This is a genomic window from Rhodococcus pyridinivorans, from assembly GCF_900105195.1.
In the GTDB taxonomy this organism is placed as follows: domain Bacteria; phylum Actinomycetota; class Actinomycetes; order Mycobacteriales; family Mycobacteriaceae; genus Rhodococcus; species Rhodococcus pyridinivorans.
In genome coordinates this window covers 123,845-145,212 of the sequence record NZ_FNRX01000001.1, presented here as the reverse complement: position 1 = coordinate 145,212, position 21,368 = coordinate 123,845, and the positions used below count along the sequence as shown (strand labels likewise).

The window sequence follows — 21,368 nt, the reverse complement described above, 5'->3', positions numbered from 1 at the left end:
GTCGAAGTTCGACGGCAGCGACGCAGTGGCGACCAAGACGGCGATCTTCACCGAGGACACCACCCCGTTCAAGGACAAGGCCGCCAGCGCCGCCGACGTCGACGAAGCGCTGGCGATCAGCTTCGACGAGCTCGGACACATCTCGCCGCAGCGAGTCGCCGAGCTGCTGAACATGTCCGTCGAGGACGCGCTCGAGCAGGCTCAGGGGAAGATCTATCCGTCCCTGCACGACGCCGACCGGTGGGGAATTGGCCACCGTGGCCCTGTCCGGGCAGGTGCGAGACAAGCTGGCGCGGGCGACGATCAAAGCCGGCGACGATCCTCGCTACGCGCCGCTGGTGGAGGCACTGGCAGAGGTGGTGCCGCCGGATGTGGATCCCGCCGAGATCGGGGTGCGCATCGGCGCGACCTGGGTGCCGATCGAGGACTACCGCGCGTTCTTGGTCGAGGAGTTCGGGCTGCGCCCGGACCGGCTGACCGTCGAACACGATCAGATCAGCGGAAACTGGCAGATCACCACCGATCAGCGCAGCCGCCACGAATTCTCCGGTGGCTACCCGGACAAGTACGGCAGTGCCCGGCTGCCGGGCGTGAAGATGGTCGAGCTGCTCGCCAACAACAAGCCGGTCCAGGTCAACAAGACCGGCGACGAGCTCGAACGCTCCCCGAAGCCGCGGTTCCACGTCAAGCTCACCGAGCAGGCGCAAGCCTCGGCCGCAGCCTTGCAGGAGCGGTTCGAACAATGGCTGTGGGAGGACGGCGACCGCTATGTGCGCCTGGCCCGCATCTTCAACGAGCGCTACAACTCCTACGTCAAGCCGGTCCACGACGCCAGCACCAAGTCGTTCCCCGGCATGAACGGCAAGTACACGCCGTACGACTACCAGGCCGCCGCCGTGACACGGTTCCTGCACGACGAGACGATCCTGCTCGACCACGTGGTCGGGGCCGGCAAGACCTTGACGATCACCGCCTCGTGCATGGAAGCCAAACGGCTCGGGCAGATCCGCCAGCCGTGGATCGTGGTGCCCAATCACCTGCTCGGGCAGTGGTCGGTCGAGGCCCGCGACGCCTATCCGAACGCGAACATCCTCGTCGCCGCCGACCTGGACGGGCGCGATGACCGGCAACGCTTCGTCGGGCAGAGCGCCGTCGGGGACTGGGACCTGGTGATCGTGCCGCAGTCGGTGTTCAGTCGCATCGCCATGCGCCGCGAAGCGCAGATCGAGTACCTCGAAGGCGAACTCGGTGAGCTGCGCGAGGCCCTCGACGCCGCCAACAGTCAAGGCGCGGAGTTCACGGTCAAGCAGATCGAGCAGGCGATCAAGAACGCCGAGGCCAGGGTCGAGAAGATCATCGCGGCCAAGGCCACCGACGAAGGCTTGACCTTCGAACAGTCGGGGTGTGACTTTTTGTTCATCGACGAGGCGCACGACTACAAGAACCTCACCCGCCCGTCCAACAGCGCAGATCTGGCGGTCACCAACGGCTCTCAGCGGGCCACCGACCTGGAGATGAAGGCCAAGTATCTGCGGGAGAAGGCCCGCGCCCTGGGCGCCGAGCAGGGGATGGCGCACGCGCCGGCCAAGGCGATCGCCTTCGCCACCGGCACTCCGATCAGCAATTCGCTGTCGGAAATCTGGGTGATGACCAAGTACCTGCGCCCGGACCTGCTGCACGAGGCCGGCCTGGGACGGATCGACAACTGGGCGGGTACCTTCGCCAAGCCGGTGTCGGTGCCGGAGATGAACACCACCGCCACCCGCATCCAGATGAAAACCCGCATGGCCGAATACGCCAACGTCCCGCAGCTGGTGGCGATGCTCGACCAGTTCCGGGACGTGGTGACCTCCGATCGGATCCCGGTGCGCCTGCCCGTCCTCGACGGCGGAGCCCCGAAGATCGTGGAGTTCGACATGGGACAGGACGCGATCGACGCGATGGCCGATCTGGATGTGCGCATGTCCCAGATCCAGGGCGATCGGATGGACCTGGACAACAGCCTCAAGATCGCCACCGACGGGCGGAATCTGACGATGTATCCGTCATTGGCGAACCTGGGTGCACCGGACCCGCAGCACAGCCGGGTCGAGCACGCCGCCGACCTGATCTGGCAGGTCCACCGCGACCACGCCGACCTGCACATCCCGGCCGACAAGTACGGCCCCGAGATGACCGGGGTGTTCCAGCTGGTGTTCTGCGACCGCGGCACCCCCAAGGCCGGTGCCGGCCCCAAGGCCCGCAATCTCTACACCGAGTTGCGCGACGCCCTGGTGGCCCGAGGGATGAAACCCGAGCACGTTGCCTTCATGCACGACTACGACAACCCCAGGGCCAAGGCCCGCCTGGTGCAAGCCTGCGCCGACGGGCGGATCCGGGTGCTGCTGACCTCCACCAAGAAGGGTGGCACCGGCCTGAACGTCCAACGGGCACTCAAGCAGATGATCAACCTCGACCCGGCGTGGACGGCTGCGGACATGGAACAACGTCTCGGCCGCATCATCCGTCAGGGCAACGTCCACGAGACCGTCAGCGTGGTCAACATGGTCGCCCGCCGCTCCTACGACGCGATGATGTACCAGTACGTCGCCCGCAAATCGAACTTCGTGTCGATGATCCGCAAGGCCGATGTGCCACCCACCATGGACGACATCGGCGGGGACCTGACCGTCTCGTGGGCGCAGAGCAAGGCCGCGGCCACGGGTGATCCGGTGTTCGTCGAGCAAGTCGAAGCCGACCAGAAGGTCGCCGAACTCGAAGCCCGTCGCGATGCGGTGCTCAATGCCAATGCGGCCCGCAATGCTGCGATCCGGGCACTGAGCCGGTCGATCACCGCCGACGAGAAGCGGCTGCCCGAGGTCCGGGAGGTCGCCGGCAAGCTCGCCGCCTGGAGCGGCATCGACGACCGTGCCCAGAAAAAGTGGGCGTTCCCCGACGCCACGATCCCCGACTCGCAGACTGCGGATCTGGCCGATGCCCTGCGAGGGTCGTTGATCCGGCTCAAAGACGAGGTGACCCGCAGCAGTGACGAGCAGGTTTTCGGTGTCATCGGCGGGGTGCCGCTGAGCCTGGGCTACAGCCAGATCCTCGGCCAGTTCTACGTCACCGTCGGGGAGGAAACCGCCTGGTACGAGCGGGATCGGTTCTTCAACGTCCTCGAACGCTCCACCGGAGCGCAGGGAATGCTGTCCACCATCCGCAAGATCGCCGATCGCGCCGACCGGCACATCACCACCATCGAGTCGCGGATCGAACACAACCGTCGCCGACTCGCCGAGGCCGAGGCCGAGCCGGAACTCGACTTCACCGACACGGCCGAACTCGAGGCCGCGAAGCTGCGGGCCGAGGAACTGCGGCTCGAAGTCAACGCCCGCGAGAACTCTCCCGAGGCGTTGCGCCGAGTCCGCGAAGACCAGCAGCGACGGGCTGCGGACGGGCAGTACCCGCAGTGGACTCTGGATCTGAACCCGACCGATGCGTGGGCCGAACACCGGAACATGAGCAAGGCCGAGCTCATCGCCTCGGTGCCCGAGCGCATGGCCGCAGCCCGGCAAGAATGGCTCGACGGCGCCGAGATGCGCGAGGCGAACCGCAAGGCCGATCCGTGGGTGGCCCTCGACGACACCGAAGCGATCTGGCAGTACGGCTTCGACTCGGGCAGCGGCCGGCCCGGCGCGCGAGTGCGCTGGGACGATCGGCAATGGCACCTCGAAGTCTGGGACGGGGGCGGCAACGTCGAACGTGACGCCGTGAACACCCGCAGCGAAGCATTCGGTATCGCTGCACGGGCGGTCGAGAAGTTCGCCGCCGAGCAGAACATCAGCCGCGAAGCCATCCACCGGGCCGGCTTCGCCCGCCGTGACAGCCTCGACGTCACAGCGGTCACCGGGACCGCCAGCATGGTTGACGAAGTGACTCCTCGGAAGATCTCCGAGAAAGTCAATGCTGTCGTCGAGCCGACCGAGGCGGTTATCCAACCGATCGATGCCGTGGTGGAACCGACCGACGCGGTGACAGCCACCGAGAGCACCTATGTGCTCGACGAGACCCTCGAAGAGGGATTGAGGGCGGCCAGTGACATTCGACCGCTACGTCCCGTCGATCCGCGCACCGGGACGGAGCGCCCGCAGTACACCGACCCGATGCGGCAGTACGAGGCCGGTTACGAGGGCGGCTACGACGACGGTCGCGCCGTCTGACCACGACCGTCACACTCGACACCACAGATGGGGAGGGACCGATCCCGGTCCTGCCCCATCACCGCACACCCCAGGGAAGGCACCGTGGACCCGCACATCACCGAAGCTGAAGCCCGCGCAGATATTGCCGACATGGAACCGATCATGGCGATCGAAGGTCGCCAGATGAGCGACGGCGACAAGGAACTGTTGGTTGATCTGATCCGGGGAACCAAGACCTTCGAAGAGATCAGCAAAATACTCGCCCGCGAAGCCGGCTACGAGATCGACTGAAATGACCCCGCGATATTCACAAGAGTGGCTGGACTACTTCATTCCCGACACGATCGAATGGACCCCGGACGAGATGCCCGACATCAGCCGCGCCGTGATGAAGAACCTGGTCCTGCAATCAGACCGGTGGCCGCACGGCTTCCCGGACGCCCAGACCGTGCACCGCGCCGAAGGCATCGCGTCTTACCAGCGAATGCGGGAACTGACCGAACGACCCCTCCCGGGCCGCTACGACCTGGATCACTTCCAGCGCACTCACTACCACCTGTTTCAGGACGTCTACCCTTGGGCCGGGCAACTACGCACTGCCCCGCAGGACTGGCCGATGGTCAAGTGGGGGCCGGACGTCGCCGCCATCCGCAACGGGCAAAACCGCGTCACCGAAATTCCGCACAAGTATTTCAAGGCCCGCGAAGTCCCTCAGGCCGCTAAAGTCGTTCTCGACCGCATCGCTGTTAAAGACAATCTGCGCGGACTTGCCCGCAGCGACTTCATCGGCGAACTGACCACAGTGTGGCTGCGGATAAACTTCGTCCATCCATTTCGTGAGGGCAACACCCGTACTCAATTCGCCTTTTTCCGGCAACTGTCCGCCGAAGCCGGTTACAGGCTCGACACCGATCGCTTCCAAGCCGTCAGCAAGACCGAGCTGAAGCAGAACCCCCTGGTCGGGGACCTGCGTGAGCAGTTCGTCTGGGGACGTTTCGAGTACATGCAGAACGGCGACACCGGCCTGATGCGCGACGTGCTGGACATGGCGATCACCGAGGTGGTCGATCCTGTTCCCGCCGGTCCGGCCATCGACCACGGTGTTGATCTGCGCGCTATCACCGCCGCCATGTCCGCGCACCCACGCTCTGTTCACGACTTCTCCGCCAATACCTCCACGCCGGGTCCTGTGACTCCACCCGTGGACGCGCCTCGCAGCCGACCCACCCTCGACCTCGACTTCTAGACGGATACGTAACCGGCGGTTGGCGGTGCCGGCAGCATCGCCACCGACACTCGCATCTACGACATGGCGCATCCACCCCCCGCCGCGCCTGCCGGTCAGGGTTCTGCAGAGGAAAGTGGACCGCCATCGCTGGCCCGCCGTGCATCACCGAGCACCACCCAAAAGTGTTGCAGCGAGCAACAACAGGGTGAAACTGCTGCATACACGCACTATCATGAGAGCGATCCGTGCAGAGGGCGCAGATGGTTCGAGCCGAGGAGGTGTACAGATGAGCGTGGTCACACCGAAGACTGTGCGTCAGCAGCTCGTGCAGTCCGCCGTGCTCGACAAGATCATCACCACCGGTCTGTCGGTCGACACCGAACCGGTGCGCCGCAGCCTGCAAACGATCCGCCGTCAGGTGAACCGGAGCCCACTGATGGAGCGCTACCTGGACCGATGGGACATGATCGTCCGCACCAACGACATCGATGACATCCGCCGGATCGTCGAGACGGACGACGACACCAGCCGGGAAATGCGCAACCTGTCCCCCCTGTCGGTTCTGCTCAGCGATGACGAACGTCGCCGCGTCCTCACCGAATTCAGAACCAGACTCAAAGCTACTGCGCAGCGGTGAACCGGGACGAACTCGGACGGGCGATCAAGGCCGCGTGCGCCAACCTCGACGAACCTCGCGTGATCGTGCTCGGTTCCCAATCGATCCTCGGCAGCTTCGACATCACCGCCCTGCCTCCGGCCGCCTTCCTCTCGCGAGAAGTCGACATCCTGCCCCTGAGTGGGATCACCGATCCACCTGCCGTCGAAGACAAGCTGCTGCTCCTCGATGCCCGACTCGGCGAGGGCTCGCCTTTCCACATGTCCTTCGGTTTCTACGTCGAAGGCATCCACAAAGACGTCGTAGTCCTGCCCCGACACTGGGAACACCGCCTCGTCCACTTCATCGTCGACGACGACACCTCCACCCTCTACGGCCGAACCGGATTGTGCCTGGACCCAGTGGATCTGTGCGTGTCGAAAACGATCGCCGGCCGCGAGAAAGACTACGAATTCGTCGCCGCCCTGGTCGCAGAACAACTCGTGCGAGCCGCCGACATCCGCGCCCGCATCGACAGCGGAATCGAGTGGCCACCGACCTACACCGAGAACAAGGATCTCTGCCTCGATCGAGCGCGGAACTGGCTGAGCAGTCTGGCCGACCCCACCGCGACCTCGGCCAAGGAAGATCCTGCCTCTAATGCTCCGGCGTCGGTGGCCGCCGACATCGCCACCGCTCTCCTCGGCCATCCCCGCTCGGTCGAGCAGATGCTCAACAGCAAGAACCGAGGTGAGAACCCCTCGACGTCCGCTGCTCCCCCTGACACCGGACCGACCCGAGAAGCCGGACCCGACCTCTCTCAATGAGTGCTGTACGAATCTGCCTCCACAGACCGGCGTGCGAATACCGAACCAGACGGAAATAATGGAAAAACAGAACTTGTGCGCCAGTCGGCTAGGGGTAGCCGTAGCATTTGCCGAAAATCGGGCGGATATGGCGTAGTGCCCGGTCGGTGATCCGCTCGGCCTGTTGGGTCGAAACGATCGTCTGTCTCGCCACCGGCTCCTGGCGGGCGCGGCGTATCCGCCCAGCTCGCCGACGATCCGATTCGGGCCAGAACTCGTGTGGGACGTAAGGGCCCGCAACCCAAGGTTGTCAGGAAGTGCAAAGTAGCGGGATCCTGACGACAGGCTGGTGAATTCTCAGGCTCGTGGTGCAGCACTGCTGACGATGCGGTGGATGGTGGAGCGGCCGACGCTGTATTCCTCGGCCAGGTCCGCCAGGCTCGCGTCGTCGGCGGGGTCGTGGTAGCGGCGGTGGATTGTTTTCCGTGCCGTGAGAGGAAGTTTCGGCTGCTTGCCCTTGAGCCTGCCTTTCGCGCGGGCCTTGGCCATGCCCTCGCGGGTGCGTAGGTGGTTGAGGTTGGCCTCGAATTCGGCGACCATGGCCAAGGTTTGCAGGAAGAGCTTGCCGAACGGGTCGTTCCAGTCGTAGATCGAGCTCCCGAGTCCGAACAGCACCTCGCGCTCGCGCAGTTCGGTCAGGGTCTGGCCTGCTTCGGCCATGTTGCGTGCGAATCGGTCGAACTTCGGCGTGGTCAGCACTACCTGTCGCCCGTCGATGGCCGCCGCGGCGGAGGTGACGGCGGCGAGTGCGTTGTCGAGCCCGGCCCGGTTCTTGCGGGTGGTCCCGGAGAACCCTTTGTCGATGAAGATCCGCTCACGCGGCACTCCGAGCGCCAATAGCTGCTCGGTTTGGATCTCGACGTCTTGTTCGTCGGTGGAGCAGCGGCAGTATCCGACGCGGAACGGCTCACCCATGCCGAAAGTGTTCCAGATAGCGGGGGTTGACCGGCACAGTCAGCGGAACACCTCTACGGAACACCGGTGAGCTGGGCCGACGTTGGCTCTGCGTGGTGTTCCGGTGGCCGATCCGGTTACGGAACAGGTCAGGGGGTGTTATCGGTGTGTGGGGGTGTGTTGTGGGTGAGGAAGTGGTTGACGTCGACGGTGAGGAACAGGGCGGTGGCGGTGGTGATCACGTGGGCGTGGTCGTTTTCGATGGTGGCTTGCAGGTGGAGTTTGCGGCCGTCGCGGGCGTGGATGTGGGCGCGGAGGGTGTAAGGGGTGTCGAGCAGGATCGGGGCGAGGTAGTCGATGGCAAGGTGGCGGGTGACCGCGGGTTCCCCGACGGTGTAGAGCAAGAGTCCGAACAGTTCGTCGAGGACGGTGGCGACCGCGCCGCCGTGGGCGATCGCGGGGGCGCCGACGTGGCGAGAGTCGAAGCGGTGGTGGGCGTGGACGCCGTGTGCGTCGCGGCGGGCGCGTAGCTGGTGGCCGTGGGGGTTGGCCGGTCCGCAGCCGAGGCAGTGGTCGTGGTGGGGTGGCAGGTCGGCGGAGTCGGGTGCGAGCACAGGGAAGGCGGGAATCCAGTCCGGGACCTGTCGGGGCTCGGGTGTATGGGTGCTGGGTGTGTTCTCGGTCATGGGCGCTTTCTGTGGGGTGTGTCTACCGTGCGGTGGTGAAGAGGATGTCGCAGTGGGCTTTGCGGGCGAGCTCGATCGGTGGGGTAGTCAGCAGCCGGGCCAGCAGCGGTGGCCGGTGGGGATCGGCGGTGACAATGAGGTCGGCGCCGGTGGCGGCGGCCAGGTGCAGCAGCGCGTGCGGGGCGGGTTCGGACAGGATGTGGGTTTCGATGTCGGTGGCGCCGTGGGCGAGGGCGTGCTGGTGGGCGGTCCGCAGGATGGCCTCGGTGGGAGTGGTGCCGCGTAGCTGGTAGGCGTCGGGTCCGAGCCGGTCGAGGTCCGCCCCGAGCTCACGTGCGTCGATGTGGTGGCGGGCGCAGATGATCAGGAGCCGGGCGTGGGTGGCGTGGGCGAGTTCGGCGGCGTGGTCGACCACACGGTAGGAGCGGTCGGATCCGTCGGTGTCGACGATGATCGTGCGATAGGCCGTCATGACGGGCGTCTTTCACGAGAAGGGAGCGTGTTTTGCGGGGGAAATGGTCGAGATGTATCGGCGGCGTGGTGCGCGGCCGGGGGCCAGTACTGCCAGCACGATCGCCCCGACGGTGGTGAGGGCGGCCAGGGCGAGCGCGGCCTGGCCGCTGCCGTGCACGAACGCGGCCTTGGCGAACTCGGCCAGCGGTGCGGCCACCGGTCCGGCCTGGTCGGCGACCTGCAGCGCCGCGGCCAGGGAATCGGCGACCGGGCCGCGGGCGGGCTCGGGCAACTGGGGCAGGGCGGGCTGGATGCGGTGGGTGTAGCCGGCGGCCAGCACGCTGCCGGCCACGGCGATCCCGATCGCGGCGCCGATCTCGCGGGCGGCGTCGTTGACCGCGGCGGCGACCCCGTGTTTGGCCTCGGGGGTGTCGGCGACGATGGCATAGGTCGCCGGCGCGGTGCACAATCCCAGGCCCGCGCTCATGATCAGCAGCGGCCACAGCAGGTCGAGGTAGTGCGCGGCGAGTGTCAGCCGGCTCACCAGCACCAGCCCGGCGGCGATGGTGAGCAGGCCGGCCACGGTCATCACCCGTAACCCGACCAGGCTCGACAGCCACGGCGCGATCACCGAGATCACGACCAGCGGCACCACCATCGGCGCCAACGCCAGCGCCGAGGCCAGCGGCCCGTAACCGAAGACCAGCTGCAGGTACTGCACAAGCAGCAGGAATACCCCGAAGGTGACCAGGAACTGGATGGTCACCGACAGCGACCCGGCACCGAAACCACGGCGGGCGAACAACCGCACATCCAGCAGCGGCGCCGCCGAGCGCAGCTCGACGACCACGAAGGCCGCCGTCGCGGCCACGCCGACCCCGGCGGCGGCGGCGACGAGCGGGTCGGCCCAGCCGCGCGCGGGGAACTCGATCACGGCGAACACGATCGCCGCGACAGCGACCGCCACCGCCACCGCGCCCACCCAGTCCACCTGCGGATGCTCGCGCTGGCGGGACTCGGCGATGGTGCACGCCAACCCCGCCAGCACCGCCCCGGCCACGGTCAACCCTACGAACACCGATAGCCACGACCATCGTTCGAGCAGCACCCCGGCACCGAGAATCCCCAGTATCGCCCCGGATCCGGCGACCCCGGCCCATATCCCCACCGCCCGGCCGCGATGAGCGGGGGCGAACCCTGCAGTGAGGATCGACAGCGTCGAGGGCATCACCAGCGCGGCGCCTGCCCCGGCCAGCGCGCGCGTCGCGATCAACCAGGCCGGGTCGGACAGCAGCAGCGGCAGCGCCGAGGCGGCGGCGAACACCACCAACCCCACCACCAGCACCACGCGGCGCCCGTAACGGTCACCGACGGCGCCGGCGGGCAGCACCAGACACGCCAGCACCAGCGTGTAGCCGTCGACGATCCAGGTCAGCTGGGCTTGGGTGGCCCCGGTCGCAAGCGCGATCTGCGGCAACGCCGAATACAACGCCGCCATCGCCGCGACCACCAGCGCCACCGCCAGGCACGACACCGCCAGCATCCACCACTGGGCCCTGGTCCAGCGGGCGATCTCGACAGTGTCCGTTCCGGGTGTGGCCACCGGCACCTCCCCGACTTTGAAGACCAACGGTATCTGTACGAGACCATTCGTATCATAGTGGTTGGGGGGTGGGATAGAGTTCACCCATATCAAGAGTTCAACGACACGAATTCGGAGGAAGGCGCGTCCATGACCGACCCAGGCCCGGCGGCGACCGACCCGCTCGCCGCGGACGACGAGCAGGCCGATCCGCGACTGGCGCGCTCACGCAACCGGTTGCTCGACGCGGCCACCCATCTGCTGTCCACCGGCGGTGTCGAGGCGGTCACCGTCGAGGCGGTCACCCGCGTGTCGAAGGTCGCCCGCGCCACCCTCTACCGGCACTTCGGCAGCACCACCCAGCTGCTCGCGGCGACTTTCGAACGACTACTTCCCCAGGTCGACACACCGACCGGCACCGGGCCCGTGCGTGAGCGGCTCCTGGCGCTGCTCGCCAGCCAGGCCGACCTCATCGAACAGGCTCCGGTGCAGATGACCACCCTGGCCTGGCTGGCGATGGGTTCCATCGGCGAGGACCACCCCGACCCGGCCGCGGTCACCTCGCTGCGCGCGCGCGTCATCGAGCAGTACCGCCACCCGTTCGACCAGATCCTCACCAGTCCCGAGGCCCGCGCGATGCTCGGCGAGCTCGACACCACCTTCGCCATCATCGAACTCCTCGGCCCGATCGTGTTCGCCCGTCTCACCGGATTACGCAGCATCGACCACGACGACTGCACCCGGCTCGTCGACAACTTCCTCACCGCCCACCGAACACCCACGCCAGCAGACACCGCTATCGACATCGCCACGCCGTAACCACGGGCCCCGGTTCCGCGCGGTCAGAACAAGGTGTCGCGCACCCGCAGCGGCCGGTACCCGGTCGGGCCCAGCTGGGCCAGCTCGGCGTCGATGTCGACCTCGATCGCGCCGAAGAAGTTGATGTTGGCACTGTGGGCCGGGCTGATGTGGGCCAGGACCTCGTCATCGATACGCTGCCCGGTCCGGCGCATCTGCTCGACAGCGAACCCGTAATACTCTGTGGTCCAGGCGATCACAGCGTTGGTCGTCAAGGTCAGGCACCAGGCCTGCTCGGTCTGGTCCTCGAGGTGGCGCGCCCGGATCATCCCCTCATGGGCATAGAGCAGGTCGCGGCGCAGCGCGTGCAGCGACTCGCCCTTGTTGAGCTGCCGCGAGATCTTGCGCCGGTAGTCCGGATCGGAGAGGTATCTCGCGGCGTAAATGGTGCGCCGCAGCGCCCCGTACTCCTTGAGCGCCGCGGCCAGGGTGTTCTGCCGCCCCGACGCCGACAGCTTGCCGACCAACAGCGACGCGGTGGCGTGCCCGAACTTCAGCGATCCGGCCAACCGCAGCAGATCGTCCCAGTGCTCGGCGATCAAACCCAGGTTGGCCTTGCGGGTCATCAGCGGGCCCGCGTGCGGGAACCGGGCCTCGGCCTCGGCGCGCGGGCCCGGCCGGTACAGGGTGATCCGCCCCAGATCCCGGATCCGTGGCGAGAGCTGCATCCCGAGCAGGTCGAACAACCCGAAGTTGACCAGGGTGACCCCGTGGGTGTCGGTGGCGTGCTCGGTGATCGGCAGATCGGTGGCGTTGCCCAGGATCTCATCGAGCACGTAGTGGGCTTCGCGTTTGGTCGCCACGATGACCTTGGTGCCGTAGGTGGCGTGGGTGTCGCTGACATGGGTGTAGGTCGACAGGCCCTCGCTGGCGAAATAGCGGCTCAACGGCCGCGCCGTGGTCGACTTACCGCGCGTCGGGAAACGCTGCCCGTCGCTCGACGACAGTGTTCCGGCGCCGAACACCGCGGTCAGCGGCAGCCGCTGGTGGTAGCCGACCAGTACCAGGTTGGCCGCGCGCAGGGTCTCCTCGCGCACATACCACTCGTCGGTCCAGGCCAGGATGTCGTAGGTGATTCCGCACGCCTCGGCCATCCGGGTCAACCCCAGGTTCGTCGAGTGCGCCAGCAGTACCGCGATCAGGTTGCGTTTGAGCTCCGGCGTCCGGGTGGCCTGACCGCCGGCGTGGGTGAAGCAGTCCAGGTAGCCGGTGCGTTTGTCCAGCTCGATCAGCAGCGACACGATCGGCGCGAACGGCAGCATTTCGGTCAGCTCGGCCTTGAGCGTGATCGCCTCGGCGGGAACATCTTCCGCGCTCAGCGGCGAGATCACCAGATCCCCGCCCTCGTCCAGCCGGACCGGGCCGTCCCCGCCGGCCAGCACCTCCTCCAGCTCACCGAGAGCGTCGTGCAGTTCGGCGACCACGGTGGCCAGCGCGACGCCAGGATCGGCGGATCGCCCGACCAGGCCGCAGAACTCAACGCGTTGCGGTTCCCACTGCCCGGTGGTGAGCAGGTAGGCGGCCGGGTCGGCGTAACGGCGCGAGCCCGGCACGAACACATCCCCGCTGCGCAACCCGTCACGCAATCCGAGCAGCACACACAACTCCCAGTAGTGCCGATACGCGGTCGCGCTGCCGGATTTGCGGGCCTCGTCGAGGTAGCCGCGCCACTTCATCGGCACGAACCCGGTCGGGGCGTCATCGAAGACCTTGCGCCGCCCGGTCGCGTTCAACTCGCGCAGCATGTTCACCGCGATCAGCAACTCGGTCGCGGCGGTACCGCCGCAGAAGCGCACCGCTTCGAGCACCGCGGGGGTGAACTGACGCAGGTAGTTGTAGGAGGAATCCAACGCCGCCAGATGCCCGTGATCACGCGGCAACCTGGGCTTGGCCTGGGCGATCGCCGCGCGCAGGCGCTCCCACCCGATCTTCTCGCCGCGGATCAGCGCACCGATCTCCTCATCCGGAACGCCGGGGTCGGTGACGATTTCCAACAGATCGTCCAGCAGCGCCTGACGGTCCTCTCCAGTCTTCCCTCGTTCGGCCAGCCGCTGCTGCATCTTCCGTTCGGCAGCACCGAATTTCACCGAGATCGCCTGATCGAACAACGCCACGACCTCATCGAGGACATCGGTGCCGGACTGGGCCAGCACCGTGAGCAGGATCGGATACCGGCGTTGCGGATCCCGACGTTGCAGCGCTTGCGGACTCAGGCGCCGGCCCATCGTGGCCAAAAACCGGCGCCGCTCGGCGGGCAGCACCGACATATCCAGCCGATCAGCGCCCAACCCGCGCAGGAAACCCAGCTTGTCGACCTCGGCGCGGACCGCGGCCGCCGAGGCCTCCACCGGCCCGGTCGACAGCCACCGCAACCGCGAGATCCCCAGCGAAGCGTCGGTGACAAGCAAGCCGTCCAACTCCGCGCACCGCGCCGCAGTGAACTCGTGAGCGAGCCGGTCATAGGTTTCGGTCTGGGCCTGGTGGCGGGCGTGGGCGACCCGCTCGACCACGGTGACCGGGCCTGGCCGGATCACCTTCGCCGAGATCAGATACTCACACGCCAGCCGGAACAGCAGAGTCGGGGAATCGTGCTCCATCGCCCGCGCGAGCAGGAACTCATCGAGCTCCTTGAACTCGAGCGCACCGACCGCACGCCATCCCAGGTACCGCGCGGCCAGGCGCACATGCTCGGTGCGGGTCTTGGCTCGCCTGCCGTAGGCACCGATCACCACCGGATCCAACCGCAACTGCTCGGCGACACGAGCCACCGCCACCGGCGGAGCCGTGACCAGCCGATCCGGCACGAATCCCAGCCACGGCAGCGTACACAACGCGATCGCCAAGCCCAGCCGCTCGGCTGGGCCCCGGCCCCGGCCCGGATCCACGAACGCCAGATCCGCAGGCGTCAGCGTGAAGTACCGGAACAGCTCCTCGCGGCTGATCTCCGGGAATCCCCGCAGTCGTTCCAACTCCTCGTCCGCGAACATCCGCGTCGCCACGACCCCAGCCTCCACCAGCACCGACCAACATCATCATCGGCAGTCAAGCACCAACCAGTCGACAGCGCATGCCGAACTCGAAACCCCGTGCCCACCAGTCGGATACGCCAAATCCGCCCGATTTCCGGCGGATGCTACGGCTACCCCGGCTACCGCCGCCGACCTTCCAGCGTGGACAACAACACGAACTTCGTGCCCATCAGATCGAACGCTGCTTCGCTGTCTGCGGCGACGAGGAGTTCCCGCTCACGGGCGTGTAGCGCCGCAATCGCGGTCTCGAGTTCCTCGTCGGTCATCGCATCGGCGGCATCGCCGATGGCTCGCGTCCCCTCTTCCACGCGCCGAGGGTAGCCACCGTGTCGTCCGCTGCACGTACAACCCATCAGCGGAAAAGGCGATGGTCCCCGGCGGGGGCGCCGGGGACCATCCTTCGACCCGTCAGGGAATCACTCACCTGTCGGGGAACTCGGGTGATTGCAGCGGTCACCGTAGCGGAAGCACGGATCGGTACCAAACAGGTGAAGCGGAAGCGAACGTCAGGAGGAAGGACTCTCGGAGTCAGTCCTCGACGGGCACGAGATCGGTGATGCGCGCCGGCCACGGATACGTGAGCGGACTGTCGGCGTTGACCTCGATCACGGCCATGCCGGCGTCCTCATCGATGTCTTCGACGGTGAACACGCACGTGCCGCGTGCGCTGACCTTCACCCTGATCGCCGGGCTTCATGGTGGTTCTGTCTCCGATCGACACGACAGAACGGGACGTGTCGTTTCCCAGTTCAAACCAAAATTTAGCGAAGCTAATTTTCTGGACCCTGGGTCGCCCTGTCTGCGATCCGGCCGGCTCACTCACCTCCCGAGTCGGGCCGCGGCGGCTCTTGCGTCTGTCTCGGCGGCCACTGCACCCCGGAGAACGGTGGCCCCGTGTGGGGCGGAATGAGGATTTCCGCCTCGCAGACGATGCACAGATAGGTGCGGTGTCCGGTCGCTCCCGAGGGGCGCAGGGCTGTCGCGCAGGTGCACGGTGTCCAGCCCACGACTACCCGGTGCGGTCCCAGTCGGTGCCCGTGCGGGCACCGTTTCGGTGCGCGTTCGTAGGACACCACACCACAGATTTTCGCACACGTGTTCGATTACGCGCGTTAGAGTGAGACTTGGCAGGTCGATGGAGGGACGCGCACAGCGGACTTCGGGAAGCATCGGCCTGCCGCATCGTTTCCGCAGGAAACCGGGCGTCGAGAGCCGGAAGAACCTCCGATGCCGGGCACCCTCGCATCGGCCTGCACACCGCGCCTCGCCGGCGGTCACTGCCGTCCACGACGTGGGGGAAGTGGGGTCCGCCGGCACTGTCCTGCCCCTCGAGCGACCGGGGATCGACCAAGCTGCCACCACGTCCTCGCAACGATGACGTCGCTGGTGGCCCACCGCCGCCCCCCGGGTCCATGGCGGGGAGCGGCCGACGAGGTGCTCGGAGGCCGGCAGACAGCCCCTCGGGAGGTACGCCATCGCGCCTCGCAGCGATCGGCATAGCATCGATCCCTACCATTCGTAACGTACGTATCATGATACGTACGTTACGAATATTGTTACGATGCCGGATACGGAACGTCATCGGGTCGGGAGGGCGAGGTCATGGCCGAGGAAGCCAGAGGGGGACGGCGCCGCGAATACGCCACCGACGCCGACCGGGTACGGGCCTGGCGGCAACGCCAGAAAGACAAGGCCCGCGCCCAGCAACAACAAGATGCGCTGCCGACCGATCCGACCTCGGCGATCGGCACCCTCGCCGACGCGGTACCACTGCTGCGCCGCGAAACCCAGGCGATGCTCGAGACGCTGACGACGATCGCGTCGTCGATCACCACCGCGACCGATCTGCTCGCCGATCCGGCGGCGATCGATGCACAGCTACGGCGCGTGCAGGCCGAGGCCGACAAGGTCCGGGCCGACGCCGCCGCCGAGATCGCGGCACTGCGGGACGAACTCGACACCGCGCGCACCGAACGCGCCGACGCCGATGCCGCCGCCACGGCCGCCGACGCCGAGGCCACCGAGGCCCTCGCCCAGCTCACCGCAGCCCGGGCCGACCACGCCGCGGCACAGGACCGCTGGCAGCAGCAGCTCGATCAGGCCGCCGCGACCCACCGGGAGCAGATCGCCGGCCTCGAGCACCGGATCGAGCTGCTCACCGGGCAGCTCGACGAGCACCGCGAGCGGCTGACCCGAGCGATCGCCGAGAAAGACGCCGCGGCGGCCACCGCAGCCGAACACACCCGGCGGCTCGACGCCGAACTCACCGCCGCCCGCACCGCGGCGGCAGCCGAACGCGACCGCGCCGAGACCGCCCGCACCGACGCCGCCGCCGCACACGCGCAAGCCGAAGCCGCCCGCGAACGTATCGCCGAACTGCGCGCCGAACTCCAGGACCTGCGCACACCCCCGGCCGGCCCGTGACCCCCCCGGCCGGGTCCCTGTACCGCCCGGCTGCCCAGAGCTGCGGACCTCGACGTCCGACGGGGTCGACCTGGCATACTTCGATGCGGCCATCCCCGCCGTACCCCTTGCGGCGGGGATGGGTTCTGCGGCAAGGCACTCACTTATCGTCGACCAGGGCGGCGACGTCGTAGACAGCCCTGGGGTTTCGTCTGCCCACCCGCGTCCGGCCGGCCCTGCGTGATCGCAACCGGGGGCGAATCCGTAGTAGTCGACGCCGTTCCAGTCCCGGTCTCGACGTGGATCTCGCAGCGCCCGCGCTCGGACGGGGTCCCGTTCGCGGCCACCGCAGGAGCCGCTCAGCACTGCCTGCCGGTCGAAGTCGGTCGAATGTGATCCCATCGCGGCCGGGCAAGGAGGCGATATCAGTCCCGGGATGCGGACTGTGCCTGGGGCCACACCCGTTTCTTCATCGCGTCGATGGCGGCGGCGATCTCTTGCCCCCTGGTGGTCCACGAGTTGTCGCAGTAGAGCTCTGCCAGCTGCGCGCACAGCACGGCAGTGGCGTGCGTGAGCAAGTCGAAAGCAAGGCTCGCTTGGGCGATGATGGTGGGTTCGTCGTGGGGGTAGTCGATCCGGTCCGGCGAGGCGTGCACATCGACCGCCGGGGCGGGCAGGCGACAGGCCTCGGTGTCGGCTGCGGCGCGCACGGATCGGATCAGCTCGTCCACGACCGAGCGTCCACTCCCGTCCCGAGAGTCCTTCCTCGGGTATTCAACTGGTGGTGTGTGTGGGGGTGTGTCCACGCCGAGGATCTGCGCGATGTGATCGCTCTGTATGTTCTCGGCGTGCAGCGCATCGACGGCCAGGATGCTGCCGGCGTCGACGAGCGGGGAGGTCACCAGGCGGGTCAGGGTGTGCAGGTCCGCCGCGGCGGCGGCCAGTACCGCCCATGTCGATCTGTGGTGGCAGCGAGTCATCAACGAGGCAGCGTCGGACACGGTGGTGCAGATCTGGATGAACAGGGTGGTGCTGCAGGTGACCTCCAGGTCGGGTTCGGGCAGCAGCGGCGCAGTATGGTCAGCGAGTCGGGTGCGCGCTTCGCTGCGCAGTGCCTCGAACGGAGCATCCAAGGATGCCTGCACGGTGGCAACGGTGGCAGCGACGATGCAGGCGGTGTGGTCGATACGGCGGTCGGCGGTGGGCGGGTGAGGAAGCTGCCCGACGAACGCGTCGAGCAGCTCCCCCACCGGAGGGTGCGAGATGCTCATGCGGCCTCTCCGAATTCTCCGATGGCGGTGCAGCGTTCGTAGGCGGCGCGGCCGAGTCGATGGGTCCAGGTGCGCATGTCTGGCAGGAAGATCCCGCCGCGCTGTCCCCAGCACGCGGATTCGAAGCGGACGTCGGCGGCGATTACTCGTCGTGCCGCGGGTAGCAGGTCCCGGTCGCCGGTGAACGCAACGATCGCCTCGGCACGTCCGAAGCGAGCCGCATCGTCCATGGCGAACGCCAGGGTGGTGTCGACTTCCTTCTGCCGGAACCCGCCGTCGGGCAGGTACTGCAAGGGCCGCAGGTGAACGATCACCTCGCCGCTGGTTTCGACCCGGCGTTTCCAGGCGAGCATCCGATGATGGTCGAGCGGTCGACGAGCCGGGTCGTGGAGGCCGTCGAAGACGTGCACGGTGCCGAGCTCACTGGGCCAGCATCGCAGCGCCAGGATCTCTCGGGCGGTGGTGAGGGGATCCGGGGTGCGAGATCCCACGCGCCAACCGAAGGCTGTGCGCGCCGAGCGGATGACGTACCCCATGTCGAGGAAGACATCGACACGGTCCGGGACGGGCGCGGATCCGATCGGCCGAGCCAGCGAGGCAGGGATGGGCACCAGGCGCAACTGGGGGCGGGGGTTGAGGGCATGGCGGGCTGACGGGGAAATGCTCATGATGGTGATCCTCGATCCGAATGGTGTTGCGGAACTTGATGGTTGCGGCGCCGGTAAACACGACGCTAGCGCACCCCATCCCGGCCCGCCACTGACGAAAGCGGCTGGGAAGCAACATATTTAAAAATCTTGCCGTTGTAGCAACTGTTCTTGTGTTGACAGCAAAATCCCATGTCAAGGCGCAAATACTTATGATGCTTTTTGGGCGAGAAAGCTCCAATTAATTAGAAAATTCGGCGACCAGCAGCGACGCTCCCCGGCGAGTCCGTCCGGAGCGCCATGTCGACAGGTCGGCGCCAGCGATGCGACGGCTCACCGATCCCCTCGAAAGCGCCAACTCTCCAAGGTGTTGTGATGTTGGTCACAGTCGGCAGTATTGGGGCCAGTTCGACGTCTGATGCGTTGCCTCCCTGGCAGGTCGGACGCGTCGAACGTGCTTACGGCAGCCGCGGCCGAGTGTGATCTACGGTGCGAGATGTGACGGAGTTCTGGGGGATTCACAACGACCAGCCGAGTATCGACCCGGTGGCCGATGGAGCGGTGCGCCTGGGCTGGGACGAACTCGGAGATCTCGCGCTGCTGGACCCGACGAGGGACGCGTTCAAGGAAGCGGTAGCTAGCGCCTTTCCGGGCAGGCCGGAGTCGGTGGCGTCCTGGGCCGGCACCCTCTACCGGTTCGTGCATGCCGTTGGTGCGGGAGATGTCGTGGTGTGTCCGGACCGGGCGACGCGGACGATCAACATCGGCCGGATCCGCGGTGGGTACGAGTTCCATCCCGAGGCCGACCAGTATCGGCACTGGCGCCCGGTCGACTGGCTCGCGACCGGGATTCCGCGCGACGAACTGTCGGTCTCCGCGCAGAACCAGATCAGCGCGGCTTTGTCATTGTTCACCCTCACCACCGCCGCAGACGAGATCGCCCGACTCATCGACGAACCACGCCCGGTGACCGAGCAGGACGACTTCACCTGGGTGCCGTTCTACCAGGAACTCGCTGACACGATTCGGACGTTCCGCGACGATCGACACGGACTGCTCGAGCGCGTGTGGACGGTCGCCGAAACACCCGGCCTCGAGCGGTACTTCCGCTATCTGCGCACCGAACTACGTGCGGACGGCTCGCGCGGAGCGCTCCGCGACATCGATCCGTTCACCGTCTTCGGCCCGTTCAACCGCGGTATCACCGACTCGGCCCGCGCCCGGATCGCATCGAGCTACCGGACCGTCTTCGAGATCACCGCTGCAGCACCGGCCTCGTTCGCCGGAATACCGGTGGTCAACAACTGGAACTCGTGGTTCATCCGCTACGAAAACGAACGCAGCCCCGGTGAAGTCGACCATTTGTGGGACTTGGCCGATGCGGCCATCGCCTACGCCGCCGCCGGCAACGAGAACACCCGCGAACGACTGGTGGCCGCCTTCGACGCGGCCGCCCGCGGAAACACCCGGCAACTGTCCATGGGGATCTACTGGATCCGTCCCGAAACCTTCGCTGCCTACGATCAGGTCAACGCCGGGTTCCTGACCGCACAGTATCCCGAGTTCGCCACGACACTGGCGCTGCGATCGAAGATCGACGGGGAACAGTTCCTGGCGAACACCGAACAGATCCAGACGTGGGTCGGCGACGACAGCACGCCGTTCACCTCGATCCCCGAGTTGTCCGCCGCCGCCTGGCGCTACGCGAACATCAAACACGAACCCAGCGCCGAACCGCATGACACCACCTTGTCGGTGGCGTCCGACAGCGACCCCATCGCGGGGGACATCTACACCCTCGACTCCATCGTCGAAGACGGGTGTTTCATCCCGCGCCCCGAACTCGACACGATCCAGGAACGCCTGCTGGCGAAGAAGAACCTGATCCTGCAAGGCCCGCCGGGCACCGGAAAGACCTGGCTGGCACGACGGCTGGCGTGGACGATCTGCAACGAGCGGGGCAGTGACCGTGTCAGCGTCCTCCAATTCCACCCCTCCCTGTCCTACGAAGACTTCGTGCGCGGATGGCGCCCGGCGGCCGGAGGTCGCCTCGAGCTGGCGGACGGACCGTTCCTGGAGCTGTGCCGACACGCCGATGATCGCCCCGACGACAGTCATGTGCTGGTGATCGAAGAGATCAACCGGGGGAACCCGGCACAGATCTTCGGCGAGCTGTTGACCCTTCTCGAGGCGGACAAACGCAACCCGGACAACGCCATGCGCCTGGCCTATCCCCGCCACGGCGACGAGCGCTTCCACATCCCCCCGAATCTGTATGTCATCGGCACGATGAACCTCGCCGACCGGTCCCTGGCTCTGGTGGATATGGCTCTGCGCCGCCGCTTCGCCTTCGTCGAACTCGAACCCCAGTTCGGCAGCGCCTGGACCGAATACGTCAGCGGACTGGGCCACGACCTGGAAACCCTCGAACGCTTCGGGGCGCGCATGCAGGAGCTGAACATCCGGATCGCCGAAGATCGGGGACTGGGCCGGCAGTTCCGTCTCGGGCACAGCTTCGTCACCCCCGGTCCCTCGCACGCCCCGGTGACCCTGACGACACGCCAATGGCTCGACCGGGTGGTGCAGACCGAGATCACACCGCTTCTCGAGGAGTACTGGTTCGATCGCCCCGACACGGTCGACGACGTGCTCACCACACTGCGCGAGCTGTGATG

Annotated in this window: 17 protein-coding genes and 1 pseudogene; 9 read left to right on the top strand and 9 right to left on the bottom strand. The window is 66.8% G+C overall.

Translation table 11 applies throughout. The features are described from left to right. Positions 1-25: 25 nt before the first annotated feature. The 6 genes and pseudogenes from BLV31_RS26060 to BLV31_RS00635 form a co-directional block, all read left to right on the top strand. Positions 26-169 (top strand): annotated as a pseudogene (locus tag BLV31_RS26060) (hypothetical protein); the annotation flags it as partial. An 88-nt stretch (positions 170-257) separates the two neighbouring features. After that, the gene (locus BLV31_RS00655) at positions 258-4,199 is read left to right on the top strand and encodes a helicase-like domain-containing protein (protein WP_254778492.1); all 3,942 of its coding nucleotides are present in this window, start codon (positions 258-260) and stop codon (positions 4,197-4,199) included. A gap of 84 nt (positions 4,200-4,283) precedes the next feature. Then, the gene (locus BLV31_RS00650; RefSeq protein ID WP_064061716.1) at positions 4,284-4,472 is read left to right on the top strand and encodes a hypothetical protein; all 189 of its coding nucleotides are present in this window, start codon (positions 4,284-4,286) and stop codon (positions 4,470-4,472) included. 1 nt (position 4,473) lies between these two features. Continuing rightward, on the top strand, positions 4,474-5,427 hold the full coding sequence (locus BLV31_RS00645; RefSeq protein WP_064061715.1) for a Fic/DOC family protein: 954 nt from the start codon (positions 4,474-4,476) through the stop codon (positions 5,425-5,427). Positions 5,428-5,695: 268 nt separating this feature from the next. Continuing rightward, positions 5,696-6,046: a hypothetical protein gene (locus tag BLV31_RS00640; protein ID WP_064061714.1), complete on the top strand. Its 351-nt coding sequence runs from the start codon at positions 5,696-5,698 to the stop codon at positions 6,044-6,046. Beyond that, positions 6,043-6,831, top strand: a complete 789-nt coding sequence (locus BLV31_RS00635) for a hypothetical protein (protein ID WP_064061713.1) — start codon at positions 6,043-6,045, stop codon at positions 6,829-6,831. Before BLV31_RS00640 ends, BLV31_RS00635 begins: the two co-directional genes overlap by 4 nt. A 336-nt stretch (positions 6,832-7,167) precedes the next feature. Here BLV31_RS00635 and BLV31_RS00630 read toward each other — a convergent pair whose 3' ends face one another. The 4 genes from BLV31_RS00630 to BLV31_RS00615 all read right to left on the bottom strand — a co-directional run bounded on the left by BLV31_RS00630 (position 7,168) and on the right by BLV31_RS00615 (position 10,506). Next, positions 7,168-7,785, bottom strand: coding sequence for a recombinase family protein (locus BLV31_RS00630; RefSeq protein WP_006553200.1), 618 nt, complete (start codon positions 7,783-7,785; stop codon positions 7,168-7,170). A gap of 128 nt (positions 7,786-7,913) precedes the next feature. Beyond that, positions 7,914-8,450, bottom strand: a complete 537-nt coding sequence (locus BLV31_RS00625) for a PaaI family thioesterase (RefSeq protein ID WP_006553199.1) — start codon at positions 8,448-8,450, stop codon at positions 7,914-7,916. A gap of 22 nt (positions 8,451-8,472) precedes the next feature. Continuing rightward, positions 8,473-8,922 (bottom strand): universal stress protein, encoded by a 450-nt coding sequence (locus BLV31_RS00620; RefSeq protein ID WP_006553198.1) that lies wholly within the window; start codon positions 8,920-8,922, stop codon positions 8,473-8,475. Positions 8,923-8,934: 12 nt separating this feature from the next. Beyond that, positions 8,935-10,506, bottom strand: coding sequence for an MFS transporter (locus BLV31_RS00615; protein ID WP_039583601.1), 1,572 nt, complete (start codon positions 10,504-10,506; stop codon positions 8,935-8,937). Positions 10,507-10,635: 129 nt separating this feature from the next. Here BLV31_RS00615 and BLV31_RS00610 point away from each other — a divergent pair, with 129 nt between their 5' ends. Continuing rightward, positions 10,636-11,304 (top strand): TetR/AcrR family transcriptional regulator, encoded by a 669-nt coding sequence (locus tag BLV31_RS00610; RefSeq protein ID WP_006554624.1) that lies wholly within the window; start codon positions 10,636-10,638, stop codon positions 11,302-11,304. Between the two features lie 23 nt (positions 11,305-11,327). Here BLV31_RS00610 and BLV31_RS00605 read toward each other — a convergent pair whose 3' ends face one another. From BLV31_RS00605 to BLV31_RS24870, 3 genes are all read right to left on the bottom strand, one after another. Then, positions 11,328-14,342, bottom strand: a complete 3,015-nt coding sequence (locus BLV31_RS00605; RefSeq protein ID WP_039583599.1) for a Tn3 family transposase — start codon at positions 14,340-14,342, stop codon at positions 11,328-11,330. 149 nt (positions 14,343-14,491) lie between these two features. Continuing rightward, positions 14,492-14,680, bottom strand: a complete 189-nt coding sequence (locus BLV31_RS00600) for a hypothetical protein (protein WP_064061711.1) — start codon at positions 14,678-14,680, stop codon at positions 14,492-14,494. 220 nt (positions 14,681-14,900) lie between these two features. Next, complete coding sequence (locus BLV31_RS24870; protein WP_162273075.1) at positions 14,901-15,050, bottom strand: hypothetical protein; 150 nt, start codon at positions 15,048-15,050, stop codon at positions 14,901-14,903. Between the two features lie 924 nt (positions 15,051-15,974). Between BLV31_RS24870 and BLV31_RS00595 the strand changes: the two genes are divergently transcribed. Continuing rightward, positions 15,975-16,796: a hypothetical protein gene (locus tag BLV31_RS00595; protein ID WP_072740578.1), complete on the top strand. Its 822-nt coding sequence runs from the start codon at positions 15,975-15,977 to the stop codon at positions 16,794-16,796. A 404-nt stretch (positions 16,797-17,200) separates the two neighbouring features. Here BLV31_RS00595 and BLV31_RS00590 read toward each other — a convergent pair whose 3' ends face one another. Together BLV31_RS00590 and BLV31_RS00585 are read right to left on the bottom strand one after the other, a co-directional pair. Then, complete coding sequence (locus tag BLV31_RS00590) at positions 17,201-18,046, bottom strand: hypothetical protein (protein WP_064061761.1); 846 nt, start codon at positions 18,044-18,046, stop codon at positions 17,201-17,203. Next, positions 18,043-18,714, bottom strand: a complete 672-nt coding sequence (locus tag BLV31_RS00585) for an NYN domain-containing protein (RefSeq protein WP_139192923.1) — start codon at positions 18,712-18,714, stop codon at positions 18,043-18,045. Before BLV31_RS00585 ends, BLV31_RS00590 begins: the two co-directional genes overlap by 4 nt. A gap of 477 nt (positions 18,715-19,191) precedes the next feature. Between BLV31_RS00585 and BLV31_RS25285 the strand changes: the two genes are divergently transcribed. Beyond that, complete coding sequence (locus BLV31_RS25285) at positions 19,192-21,366, top strand: AAA family ATPase (RefSeq protein WP_064061759.1); 2,175 nt, start codon at positions 19,192-19,194, stop codon at positions 21,364-21,366. Positions 21,367-21,368 lie beyond the last annotated feature (2 nt).